Raw genomic sequence first — 12314 nt, 5'->3', positions numbered from 1 at the left:
TTGGGGGCCCGGGGTGGGACAGACGGGCGTGCCTGTCCCACCCCGGTGGGTCAGGACGCGGCGTACGCGGCGTCCTTCATCAGGAAGCTGGCCAGCGGCGAGCCGTCGGCGGCGGACATCGCGCTGAACGTGATGCCGAGCTGGGCCGCCGACTTGCGGGCCAGCTTGATGTCGTCCGACGCCGTGACCTGGCCGCGCGGGATGCCGAAGCGGTACGTCACGGTCGAACCGTCGCTCGCCCGCACATCCGTGAACTCCAGCCCCAGGGCGCGCACATCGGCGAACGGCCGGTCGGCGATGTCGTACTGGTAGACGCCCGTCGAACCGGTCACCGCGTCGACCCCGCCGCCGCCCATGAAGAACGGCAGCGTGTCCTCGTTGAACTGCATCAGCGAGAACTTCAGGGTCAGGTCGCGGTCCGAGTACACGAAGTGCACCGGGCTCACGGCCTGCCACACGTCGACCGGCTCCAGCTTGTCCTTCTTGCTGAAGGTGACGCCGTCGCCGGAGGTGAACCCGAGGTTCTTCCAGGTCGCCCAGTCGGTGGCGGTGTCGGTGGAGAACGTCGACGGTACGGCGGTGTCGGCCGGGGCGACGTAGAGGCGGCCTACGCCGGCGATGCGGATCTCGGAGGAGTTGGTTCCTGCCATGGTGAATCTCCTTGTTTTCAGGGTGAGTCGAGATGGGGTGCCGTCGTACTCGGGAGGTCCGGGTACGAAGAAGGCCCCGCCGGGGGGTGGCGGGGCCTTCGGTCTGTGGGGCGTGGAGCGTCTGAGGGACCGGTGGGGTCGATCAGTAGACGTCCACGTACACCTTCATCACCGTGACGTAGCGGTTGGCCGCGGAGTAGAGGTAGTCGGGCAGCCAGCGCGGGCCGTCCTGCTCCTCGACCTCGGTGACGAGGTTCGTGCCGTACTTGTTGTTCGCCATCGCCAGCAGGGCCTGACGGGCGTCGTTGGCCAGGACGTGCGCGGCCTGCTTGGTCGGGCCGTACACCTCCAGCTCGATCAGCGGCTGGTCGACATGGCGTTCGCCGACCCAGGCGCCGCCGCGCCGGTTGACGAACACGGCGGCGGCCGTGCCGTCGAAGCCGGTCGGCGCCTGTACGGCGACGATCGCGCCGGAGAGCCGGGAGTCGTCCTCCAGGACGTCGACGATCATCGCCTCGACGTCCGGGAAGGCGCTCGGTGGAGTGGGTGTGGTCATGCCGGGTCACCTCGGGGCAGCTTCGGGAGAGAGTGCGGGACGCGGCGGTACACCTGTACACCGCGACGAGGCGCTGAGCGGCCGGCCTGCGGGCGCAGCTCCGCCGCTGCACCAACTGTGACAGACGAGCGTGCGCGCACGCAACTAAAAACCGAGAACCGGGTGAGCGGGGGAGGCTGAGGGGGCGGGGGGAGTGGGGGAGTGGGGGAGTGGGGGAGAAGTCTGGGAGCGGGGAGGGAGGGACCAGTTCCCTCGTACCGCGTACCGCGTACCGCGTACCGGTGACCGCCGACGGGTCACCGGAGGTAGGTGACCGGAGGCGAGCGGCCGGCGGTGAGTGACCGGCTGTGAGTGACCGGGGATCAGCCGGTCAGTCGGTCATCAGCAGCCGTGCGTTCGCGCGTTCCGCGTGTTCTACGGCGGGCACGTCGTTCGGCAGGAACTGCTCGACCACGCGCACGAACATCTCCCGCCGGTCGGCCGGCACCCCCAGCAGATCGGCGACCTCCTCCAGCGTGGGGCGTCGGGCGAACTCGGCGCCTGGTGCGGGGGACGCCAAGTAGTCGTGGGGGTCGGCGAGTTCCTCCGCGGTGAGCCGGCCGGAGCGGATGAGCATGTCGCGGACCGGCACCCCCAGCACGCGGGCGAGCCTGCGTGTGGTCTCGAGGTCCGGCATGCTCTGGCGCTGCAACAGGCGGGTGACGGCGGCCCGATGGACGCCCGCCTCGTCCGCTATCCGGGACTTGCCGCCGCCGCGCGGGCTGTCGATGTCGTAGCCGCGGTCGCGCATCAGGTCCTCGACCCACGCGGCGAACGCGTCCAGATCCTGGCTGGTCATCTGTGTGCTCGCTTCCTTTGGATGGCAGCGAGTTTAGCTTGCTTGCGCGCACGGAATTACGTGCTCGCGTGCAAGCACTAAGAAAAATGGGCTCAATCAGGGGGAGGTTCGGTGGAGATGGGGGCGCGGAGGCCGGTTTCGTGACGGGTTGTCGCCGGGTCTGTGACGTGAGTGACCAAAGTTTTCGTTGCGAGCGCGCGCGCAATCTGTAAACCTGGACGGCCGGACGGCACTTGCCAGCCGCTTGTGCCACACCCGTCCTCCAGGGAGGCCCCATGTCCACGGACACCTGCCCACCACTCCGCCGCTACGACGAACCCGCCGGACCCGTCGGTTGGCAGACCGCCGCCGCCTGCGCCGGGCTCCCGCCCAAGGCCGTCTTCTCGAAGAAGGTCAAGGAGGCCGCCCCCGTCCTGCGGGCCTGCGCCCGTTGCCCGGTACGGCGGGACTGCGAGCGGATCGTCGCGCCGGCCGACAACTGGTTCGACGGCGTCTGCGGCGGCCGCCTCTACCGCTCCGGCCGCCCGGTCGAGATCCCCGCGCACCTCCTCCCGGCCGCCCTGATCGCCCTGCCGACGCTGCCGAGCACGCGCGCTCCGCGGGGAGGCTCCCTTGCCTGACCCGAGTCAGGCGTCCGCCGCGACGGACCCGACCACGCACGCAGCCCTATGGATCGGCACGCTGCTCCAGCAGTTCCCCGAACTGACCGTCGAACTCGCCCCCGGCCGCACCTCACCGGCCCACCGCGCACCCACCCCGCCGCCCCCGCCCGACCTCGCCGACCGGCTCCGTGAGGAGCGTGCCGAGGCACTCCTCCTGGAACAACGGCACGGACTCGTCACCCCCGGCCACAGCGCGGCCCCGCTGCGCCTGCACATCTCCGACACGATCCGCGACATCAGCGACGGCGTCGTAGAACTGGAAGAGGCCGTGCGGGACCGGCTCGGGCTGCCGCGGGCGCGGCGGGCGTCCGTGCCCGAGCGGTTGCGGCGGATCGCCGGGCTGCTCGACGAGGTGGCCGCCGACGCCGTGCTCGCGGCGCACGTGCGGGACGAGACCCGGCGGATGGCGCGGCGCTGTGCCCGCGCGCTGGGGGACACCGAGACGGTCGTACGGGTGTCGGGGCGCTGCCCCTGGTGCGACTCGGTCTCGTTGCGGGCCTTCCCGGACCGGGGCGCGGTGCTCTGTGTGAACCCGGCCTGCCGTTGCTCGGCGCCGGACTGCGGCTGCCACGACGATCCGGCCTACCGGCACACCTGGAACGAGGGGGAGTGGAACCGATGACGGGCACCAGGGGTGGGCTGCCGACGCTGATTCCCGGGCCGCTCGCCGCGCAGGAGGCCGGGGTCGCGCCCGCCACCATCCGCAAGTGGGTCCAGCTCGGGCATCTGACGCCGGTCGGCAGGGCGGGGCGGGCGCAGCTGTTCCGGCTGGAGGACGTCTTCGCCGCGGAACGCGCCGCCGGCGGCACCCGGCGCACACGCTGAGGGACGGCCACCTCGCTCCCCTCTATAGGGCGACCCTGCGGCAGCGAGGTGGCGGCCTCTTTACGTGGCTGTGGGGAACCGGTGCCGTTTTCTGTGCGTTGGAGCATGATGAAGGCATTCGGTCTCCGGCGCCGGGGGAGGTGCTCTGTGTCGTACCCGACACCGTGGCAGGGACAGGGACAGGGATCGCCGCAGCCGTGGCAGGGGCAGAGCGGGGCGTCGATGCTGGCCGCGACCGCGGACCGGGAGCGGGCGGTGGACGTGCTCCGGGCCGGCTTCGCCGAGGGGCGGCTGCGGGAGGACGAGCTGGAGAAGCGGGTCGCCCGGGCCTACGGCGCCCGTACGGTAGGTGAGTTGATGTTGCTGGTCGCCGATCTGCCCCAGGGGCCGCAGGCGACCGCGGTCGTGCAGGCACCGCATCCGGGATTCCGGCCGGTGCCGCCGACGTTCCTGCCGCGCCCGGTGCCGCCGACCAACGGCAAGGCGGTCGGTTCGCTGGTCTGCGGGCTGCTCATCGTGCCGACGCTGGGCCTCACCGGCATCCCCGCGGTGATCCTCGGCCACACCGCCCGCGCGGAGATCCAGCGCACCGACGAGGGCGGCGACGGCCTCGCCCTCACCGGCCTGGTCTTCGGCTGGCTCGCCGTCGCGGGCTGGGCCCTGATACTCCTCCTCATGATCGTGGCGGCGGCGAGCTCCACGTGACGCCTCCCGCCGGGGGTCCGATGTGACACCTCCGGCCGGGGGCTCCGGCCTGGGGTTCCGTACCGTGGAGCCGAGGGCTCGGAGCGGCGGAGTCGCCGTGGATTCCAAGATCGCTGACGCGGCGCGGCTTCGGCCTGGGTCGTGTCGGGCTGTGGGTGGGACCCATTTGTTTTGACCGCAGCGAATGAGGTAGGTACGCTCAGACCTTGTGCCTGGGGTGTGCCCTGGCTCTCGTGCGTGCCTTGAACCGCACTAAGGGAGCCGACACTGGCCACCGCAATCTGCGCCCCTTTTGCTTACCGGCGAAAGTCTGCGGGATTCGACACACCCGACCGCGTGGGTCGGCGACGTTCCAGGTTAGCTTCACCATCGGCACACAGAAACCGGAGAAGTAGTGCCTACGATCCAGCAGCTGGTCCGGAAGGGCCGGCAGGACAAGGTCGAGAAGAACAAGACGCCCGCACTCGAGGGTTCCCCTCAGCGTCGTGGCGTCTGCACGCGTGTGTTCACGACCACCCCGAAGAAGCCGAACTCGGCCCTGCGCAAGGTCGCGCGTGTGCGTCTGACCAGCGGGATCGAAGTCACCGCTTACATTCCGGGTGAGGGACACAACCTGCAGGAGCACTCCATCGTGCTCGTGCGTGGCGGTCGTGTGAAGGACCTGCCCGGTGTTCGCTACAAGATCATCCGCGGTTCGCTCGACACCCAGGGTGTCAAGAACCGCAAGCAGGCCCGCAGCCGCTACGGCGCCAAGAAGGAGAAGTAGAAAATGCCTCGTAAGGGCCCCGCCCCGAAGCGCCCGGTCATCATCGACCCGGTCTACGGTTCTCCTCTTGTCACCTCCCTGATCAACAAGGTGCTGCTGAACGGCAAGCGCTCCACCGCCGAGCGCATCGTGTACGGCGCCATGGAGGGCCTGCGCGAGAAGACCAGCAACGACCCGGTCATCACGCTGAAGCGCGCGCTGGAGAACATCAAGCCCACGCTCGAGGTCAAGTCCCGCCGAGTCGGCGGTGCGACGTACCAGGTTCCGATCGAGGTCAAGCCCGGTCGCGCCAACACGCTCGCGCTGCGCTGGCTGGTCGGTTACTCCCGCGCCCGTCGCGAGAAGACCATGACCGAGCGTCTGCTCAACGAGCTTCTCGACGCTTCGAACGGCCTCGGTGCGGCCGTCAAGAAGCGCGAGGACACCCACAAGATGGCCGAGTCCAACAAGGCCTTCGCGCACTACCGCTGGTAGTCGCTACCCACGACGAGACCGAGAGAAGACCGAAGCCTTATGGCTACCACTTCACTTGACCTGGCCAGGGTCCGCAACATCGGGATCATGGCTCACATCGACGCGGGCAAGACGACCACCACTGAGCGGATCCTCTTCTACACCGGCGTCAGCTACAAGATCGGTGAAGTCCACGACGGCGCTGCCACCATGGACTGGATGGAGCAGGAGCAGGAGCGTGGCATCACGATCACCTCTGCTGCCACCACCTGTCACTGGCCGCTTGAGGACGACGACTACACCATCAACATCATCGACACCCCGGGGCACGTCGACTTCACCGTCGAGGTGGAGCGTTCGCTGCGCGTCCTCGACGGTGCCGTCACGGTGTTCGACGGTGTCGCCGGTGTCGAGCCGCAGTCCGAGACGGTGTGGCGTCAGGCCGACCGTTACGGCGTGCCCCGCATCTGCTTCGTGAACAAGCTCGACCGGACCGGCGCGGAGTTCCACCGCTGCGTCGACATGATCAAGGACCGCCTCGGTGCGGTGCCGCTGATCATGCAGCTTCCGATCGGTGCCGAGATGGACTTCAAGGGCGTTGTGGACCTGGTCCGCATGAAGGCGCTCGTGTGGTCCGCCGAGGCGGCGAAGGGCGAGATGTACGACGTCGTCGACATCCCGGCCACGCACGCCGAGGCCGCCGAGGAGTACCGCGGCAAGCTGGTCGAGGCCGTCGCCGAGAACGACGACGACATCATGGAGCTGTTCCTGGAGGGCATCGAGCCCACCGAGGAGCAGCTGTACGCCGCGATCCGTCGCGTCACCATCGCGTCCGGCAAGTCCAACGGCATCACGGTCACCCCGGTGTTCTGTGGCACCGCGTTCAAGAACAAGGGCGTCCAGCCCCTGCTCGACGCGGTCGTGCGCTACCTGCCGACCCCCCTGGACGTCGAGGCCATCGAAGGCCACGACGTCAAGGACCCCGAGGTCGTCGTCAAGCGCAAGCCGTCCGTGGACGAGCCGCTGTCCGCGCTCGCGTTCAAGATCATGAGCGACCCGCACCTGGGCAAGCTCACCTTCGTCCGGGTCTACTCGGGCCGCCTGGAGACTGGCACCGCGGTGCTGAACTCCGTCAAGGGCAAGAAGGAGCGCATCGGCAAGATCTACCGCATGCACGCGAACAAGCGTGAGGAGATCGAGGCGGTGGGCGCCGGCGACATCGTCGCCGTCATGGGCCTGAAGCAGACCACCACCGGTGAGACGCTGTGCGACGACAAGAACCCGGTCATCCTGGAGTCCATGGACTTCCCGGCGCCGGTCATCCAGGTCGCCATCGAGCCCAAGTCCAAGGGTGACCAGGAGAAGCTGGGTATTGCCATCCAGCGTCTCGCGGAGGAGGACCCCTCCTTCCACGTTCACTCGGACGAGGAGACGGGCCAGACCATCCTCGGCGGTATGGGCGAGCTGCACCTCGAGGTGCTGGTCGACCGTATGAAGCGCGAGTTCAAGGTCGAGGCCAACGTCGGCAAGCCGCAGGTCGCGTACCGTGAGACGATCCGTAAGGCCGTCGAGCGCGTGGACTACACCCACAAGAAGCAGACCGGTGGTACCGGTCAGTTCGCCAAGGTGCAGATCGCGATCGAGCCGATCACCGAGTCGGACGGCCCGGCGTACGAGTTCGTGAACAAGGTCACCGGTGGCCGTATCCCGCGGGAGTACATCCCGTCGGTGGACGCCGGTGCGCAGGAGGCCATGCAGTTCGGCATCCTCGCCGGGTACGAGATGACGGGTGTCCGCATCACGCTTCTCGACGGTGCCTACCACGAGGTCGACTCCTCCGAGCTCGCCTTCAAGATCGCCGGATCGCAGGCCTTCAAGGAGGCCGCCCGCAAGGCCAGCCCCGTGCTCCTTGAGCCGATGATGGCCGTCGAGGTCACCACGCCCGAGGACTACATGGGCGAGGTCATCGGCGACATCAACTCCCGCCGTGGCCAGATCCAGGCCATGGAGGAGCGTGCCGGTGCACGCGTCGTGAAGGGCCTCGTGCCCCTCTCGGAGATGTTCGGCTACGTCGGCGACCTCCGCAGCAAGACCTCGGGTCGCGCAAGCTACTCGATGCAGTTCGACTCCTACGCCGAGGTTCCCCGGAACGTCGCCGAGGAGATCATCGCGAAGGCCAAGGGCGAGTAACACACACCGTTTGCACGCTTTAGGCTTGACACCGACCGCCGGGGCTCACCCGGGAGGGCAGACCCCGGCGGACGGCATCCCAGCAAAGATCACCTGGCGCCGATGAGTAAGGCGTACCAGAACCACTCCGCAGGAGGACCCCAGTGGCGAAGGCAAAGTTCGAGCGGACTAAGCCGCACGTCAACATCGGCACCATCGGTCACATCGACCACGGTAAGACGACCCTCACGGCCGCCATTACCAAGGTGCTGCACGACGCGTACCCGGACCTGAACGAGGCCTCGGCCTTCGACCAGATCGACAAGGCTCCTGAGGAGCGCCAGCGCGGTATCACGATCTCGATCGCGCACGTCGAGTACCAGACCGAGACGCGTCACTACGCCCACGTCGACTGCCCCGGTCACGCGGACTACATCAAGAACATGATCACGGGTGCCGCGCAGATGGACGGCGCGATCCTCGTGGTCGCCGCCACCGACGGCCCGATGCCGCAGACCAAGGAGCACGTGCTCCTGGCCCGCCAGGTCGGCGTTCCGTACATCGTCGTCGCCCTGAACAAGGCCGACATGGTGGACGACGAGGAGATCCTGGAGCTCGTCGAGCTCGAGGTCCGTGAGCTCCTCTCCGAGTACGAGTTCCCGGGCGACGACCTGCCGGTCGTCAAGGTCTCGGCGCTCAAGGCGCTCGAGGGCGACAAGGAGTGGGGCCAGACGGTCCTCGACCTGATGGCCGCCGTCGACGAGGCGATCCCGACCCCGCCGCGTGACACCGAGAAGCCGTTCCTCATGCCCGTCGAGGACGTCTTCACGATCACCGGTCGCGGTACGGTCGTCACCGGCCGTATCGAGCGTGGTGTCCTGAAGGTCAACGAGACCGTTGACATCATCGGCATCAAGCAGGAGAAGACCACCACCACGGTCACCGGCATCGAGATGTTCCGCAAGCTGCTCGACGAGGGCCAGGCGGGCGAGAACGTCGGCCTGCTCCTCCGTGGCATCAAGCGCGAGGACGTCGAGCGCGGCCAGGTCATCATCAAGCCCGGCTCGGTCACCCCGCACACGGAGTTCGAGGCCCAGGCGTACATCCTGTCCAAGGACGAGGGTGGCCGTCACACGCCGTTCTTCAACAACTACCGTCCCCAGTTCTACTTCCGCACCACGGACGTGACCGGCGTCGTGACCCTCCCCGAGGGCACCGAGATGGTCATGCCGGGCGACAACACTGAGATGACGGTTTCGCTCATCCAGCCCGTCGCCATGGAAGAGGGCCTGAAGTTCGCCATCCGCGAGGGTGGTCGCACGGTGGGCGCCGGCCAGGTCACCAAGATCAACAAGTAGTCTTGGCTGATCCGACCGGTCTCTGACCGGTAGGTCTCGAAGGGGCCCGTACGACTTCGGTCGTACGGGCCCCTTTGCTGTTCCCTGGTCGCTGCTCCCCGGCTGGTGTTACGAAACTATTCGGCGCGTACGACCCGTTGTTCCCTCCCTCCACTCGCCCCACCATTTGTCATGCCGCTGACCAAATTAGGTGTGGAGGGGTGTGCCATGTCTGCGTCCGTGTCTGCTTCCGTCAGTCGAAGGGCCGTTCTGGGTGCGGGGGTTGCCGCGGTGCCGGTGCTGTCGGGGGTGGGGTCGTCGAAGGCATCGGGGCCTACGGACGCGGGGGCGTACATTTCCTTCTCGCGTACGACGGGTGCGTTCCCCCTCGTCGGCGCACCGGTCGTGGTGGACCCTGACGATCACCCCGGAGTCGTACGGGTGGCAGGGGACCTGAGGAGCGACATCGAACGCGTCACCGGCGTACGCCCCGGGAGCGCGCTCACGCGTGCGCGTGAGGTGGTGCTGGTCGGCACGATCGGCCGCAGCGCGCTGATCGACGGGCTGGTGGCCGCCGGGAAGCTGGACGTGTCCGGGGTGCGGGGCCGGTGGGAGACCTCGTTGCAGACGGTGGTCGAGCGGCCGATGCCGGGTGTGGAGCGGGCGTTCGTCGTCGCGGGGAGCGACCCGCGCGGCACGATCTTCGGTGCGTACGACGTGTCGTACGGCATCGGGGTCTCGCCCTGGCACTGGTGGGACGACGTGCCGCCGACGCATCGCGACGAGGTGTGGGTGCTGCCCGGGCGGTACTCGCAGGGGACGCCGGCCGTGAAATACCGCGGCTTCTTCATCAACGACGAGAACCCGGCGCTGGGGACGTGGGCGCCGGCGTACTTCGGGCCCGGCAAGGCGGCGGGGTATCCGGGCGGCTTCAACGCGGACTTCTACGGCAAGGTCTTCGAGGTGCTGCTGCGGCTGAAGGGGAACTACCTCTGGCCGGCGGTGTGGGGCCGGGCCTTCGCCGAGGACGACCCGGAGAACCACCGGCGGGCCGCGGAGTACGGCGTTGTCATGGGCACGTCGCACGAGGCGCCCATGATGCGGGGCATCGAGGAGTGGAACCGACATGCGGTCGCCGCCGTCCGGAACTCCTCCGGCGCGATCGTGACGCCGGGCCACGATCCGTACGGCGGGACGGGCGAGTGGTCGTACCGGCTCAACTCCCCGGCGATACGGGCCTATTGGCGGGCCGGCGTGCAGCGCATGGTCGACCAGGGCTTCGAGGGAGTCGTCACGCTCGGCATGCGCGGGAACGGCGACACGAGCCTCCCGGACGGCGACGGCATCGAGTTGATGCAGGAGATCATCGCGGCCCAGCGGCAGATCATCGAGGAGGTGACGGGCCGGCCGGCGGCGGAGACTCCGCAGGTGTGGACGCTGTACAAGGAGGTGCAGCGGTACTGGGACCGGGGGTTGAGGGCGCCGGACGACGTGACCGTGGTCCTCACGGACGACAACTGGGGGAACATCCGTAAGCATCCGGATGCAGGGGACGGCGAACGGGCTGGGGGCTACGGCCTGTACTACCACTTCGACTACGTGGGCGCCGGGCGGAACTACAAGTGGGTGGACACGGCGAACCTGCGGAACGTGTGGGAGCAACTGCACGCGGCGCACGCGTACGGGAACCGGGGGTTGTGGGTCGCGAACGTGGGCGACCTGAAGGGGAACGAGCTGCCGACCGAGTTCTTCCTCAACTACGCCTGGAATCCAGAGGGTTGGGATGCCGATGAGCTACCGCGCTGGGAACTCCGTTACGCACGGCAGAACTTCGGGACGGGTCAGGCGCGGGAGATCGCTTCCGTGCTGGCGGCGTACGGCCAGTTGCAGGCGCGCCGCAAGCCGGAGTTGCTGAACCGGCGGATCACCCTCGTCGACGGCCAGGTGGTCTACGACGATCAGCAGACTCCCTTCGCCTTCGGACACCGGGAGTTGGAGCGGGTCACGGAGGAGTGGCGGGAGCTGGGGCGACGGGCCGAGCGGATCGGGCGACGGTTGCCGGCCGGGGTGCGGGACGCGTGGTTCGAACTCGTCGGGTACGAGGTGCAGGCCACCGCCAACCTGTACGGGCTGCGGTCGGCCGAGTTCACGAACCTGCTCTACGCGGCGCAGGGCCGGGCCGCGACGAACGACCTCGCGGCCGCGGCGGAGGCGGGCCTGGAGCGGGACTTCGCGCTGGCCGACCGTTTCAACTCGGCCGTGGCGGGCGGGAAATGGGCCGGTTTCCAGACGCAGCCGCACATCGACTACGGGGATGTGGAGCGGTACGGGCCCAACGCCGGGTGGCAGCAGCCGGAGAAGGACAACGTGGCGTTGCCGGATGTGCTGTTCCCGGCGGTGCGGCGGATCGAGGTGCCGGGGGCGGCGGGGCTCGGGGTGTCGGTGGACGGGGCTTCGGAGTCGGAGTCGGGGGCGTGGTGGCCGGGGGGTGCGGCGGGGGTGGCGGCCGTACTCCCTCCCTTCAGTCCGTATCAGACGAGGCCGCAGCAGTTCGTGGAGGTGTTCAACCGGGGGCGTACGGCCTTCGACTACCGGATCGAGGCGTCGGTGCCGTGGTTGGTGGTGGATCGGCCGCGGGGGCGGGTTGAGCGGCAGGTTCGGGTGGAGGTGGGGGTGAACTGGGCGCGGGTGCCGGGGGGTTCGGGTGGTTCGGGTTCGACTGGTTCGAGTGTGCGGGGGTCGTTGACGGTGCACGGTGCGGGGGAGTCGGTCACTGTCTCGTGCGTGGCGGAGACGCCGTCGGGGCGGGGGCTGCGGGGACTGCGCGGGTTCGTGGAGGCGGGCGGTTACGTGGCGATCGACGGGGAGCACTACGCCCGGGCGGTCGGCGGGTGGCGTCGTATCGACGGCATCGGGCGGACGGGGGCGGGGATGACGCCGTGGCCGGTGACGCTGCCTCGGCAGACGCCGGGTGGGGCGGGGTCGCCGCGGTTGGAGTACGAGGTGAGTCTGCTCGCGCCGGGGGAGGTGACGGTGTGGGCGTACCTGTCCCCTCGTAACCCTGCGTTGCCGACGGGCGGTCTGCGCTACGGCGTCTCGCTCGACGACGGGCCGATCAAGACCGTCGATATCAACTCCGGTGCTGATGACGGGCTGTTGAACGCGGTGTGGGCGCGTAACACCTCCGACAACGTCAACGCGACGGCGACGAAACACTCCGTGACGAAGGCGGGGGTTCACCGGTTGAGGTTCTGGATGGTGGACCCGACGGTGGTGCTGCAGCGGCTCGTGATCGACACGGGGGGTCTGCCGGCGCTGTACCTGGGGCCGTTGGAGAGCCGGCGGGTGTAGCG

Annotated in this window: 12 protein-coding genes; 9 read left to right on the top strand and 3 right to left on the bottom strand. The window is 68.7% G+C overall.

What is annotated here, in order from left to right:
- Positions 1 to 50: 50 nt before the first annotated feature.
- The 3 genes from OG714_RS21485 to OG714_RS21475 form a co-directional block, all read right to left on the bottom strand.
- Positions 51 to 650, bottom strand: coding sequence for a phage tail protein (locus OG714_RS21485; protein WP_406123216.1), 600 nt, complete (start codon positions 648 to 650; stop codon positions 51 to 53).
- A gap of 142 nt (positions 651 to 792) precedes the next feature.
- The gene (locus OG714_RS21480; protein ID WP_406123215.1) at positions 793 to 1206 is read right to left on the bottom strand and encodes a hypothetical protein; all 414 of its coding nucleotides are present in this window, start codon (positions 1204 to 1206) and stop codon (positions 793 to 795) included.
- Between the two features lie 370 nt (positions 1207 to 1576).
- Entirely contained in the window at positions 1577 to 2044 is a 468-nt protein-coding gene (locus OG714_RS21475; protein WP_406123213.1) for a helix-turn-helix domain-containing protein, read from the bottom strand.
- A gap of 275 nt (positions 2045 to 2319) precedes the next feature.
- Between OG714_RS21475 and OG714_RS21470 the strand changes: the two genes are divergently transcribed.
- The 9 genes from OG714_RS21470 (at position 2320) to OG714_RS21430 (ending at position 12312) form a co-directional block, all read left to right on the top strand.
- Positions 2320 to 2664, top strand: a complete 345-nt coding sequence (locus tag OG714_RS21470; protein WP_406123212.1) for a WhiB family transcriptional regulator — start codon at positions 2320 to 2322, stop codon at positions 2662 to 2664.
- Entirely contained in the window at positions 2657 to 3328 is a 672-nt protein-coding gene (locus OG714_RS21465; RefSeq protein WP_406123210.1) for a hypothetical protein, read from the top strand. The genes OG714_RS21470 and OG714_RS21465 overlap by 8 nt, the downstream gene beginning before the upstream one ends.
- Positions 3325 to 3531 carry a hypothetical protein gene (locus OG714_RS21460; RefSeq protein WP_406123208.1) on the top strand — a complete coding sequence of 69 codons (207 nt, stop codon included), beginning with the start codon at positions 3325 to 3327 and terminating at the stop codon, positions 3529 to 3531. The genes OG714_RS21465 and OG714_RS21460 overlap by 4 nt, the downstream gene beginning before the upstream one ends.
- A gap of 147 nt (positions 3532 to 3678) precedes the next feature.
- Positions 3679 to 4236 (top strand): DUF1707 and DUF4190 domain-containing protein, encoded by a 558-nt coding sequence (locus tag OG714_RS21455; protein ID WP_406123206.1) that lies wholly within the window; start codon positions 3679 to 3681, stop codon positions 4234 to 4236.
- A gap of 394 nt (positions 4237 to 4630) precedes the next feature.
- The gene (rpsL, locus tag OG714_RS21450) at positions 4631 to 5002 is read left to right on the top strand and encodes a 30S ribosomal protein S12 (RefSeq protein WP_003948652.1); all 372 of its coding nucleotides are present in this window, start codon (positions 4631 to 4633) and stop codon (positions 5000 to 5002) included.
- A gap of 3 nt (positions 5003 to 5005) precedes the next feature.
- A complete protein-coding gene (gene rpsG / locus OG714_RS21445; RefSeq protein ID WP_005481264.1) occupies positions 5006 to 5476 on the top strand; it encodes a 30S ribosomal protein S7 in 471 nt (156 codons plus the stop codon).
- 39 nt (positions 5477 to 5515) lie between these two features.
- Entirely contained in the window at positions 5516 to 7645 is a 2130-nt protein-coding gene (gene fusA, locus OG714_RS21440; protein ID WP_366489151.1) for an elongation factor G, read from the top strand.
- Between the two features lie 143 nt (positions 7646 to 7788).
- Complete coding sequence (gene tuf, locus OG714_RS21435) at positions 7789 to 8982, top strand: elongation factor Tu (RefSeq protein WP_019055493.1); 1194 nt, start codon at positions 7789 to 7791, stop codon at positions 8980 to 8982.
- A 207-nt stretch (positions 8983 to 9189) separates the two neighbouring features.
- Positions 9190 to 12312: a glycosyl hydrolase 115 family protein gene (locus OG714_RS21430; RefSeq protein ID WP_406123203.1), complete on the top strand. Its 3123-nt coding sequence runs from the start codon at positions 9190 to 9192 to the stop codon at positions 12310 to 12312.
- The last annotated feature ends 2 nt before the right edge of the window (positions 12313 to 12314 follow it).

Source organism: Streptomyces sp. NBC_00989 (genome assembly GCF_045162655.1).
GTDB lineage: Bacteria > Actinomycetota > Actinomycetes > Streptomycetales > Streptomycetaceae > Streptomyces.
This window is presented reverse-complemented; position numbering and strand designations above follow the sequence as displayed.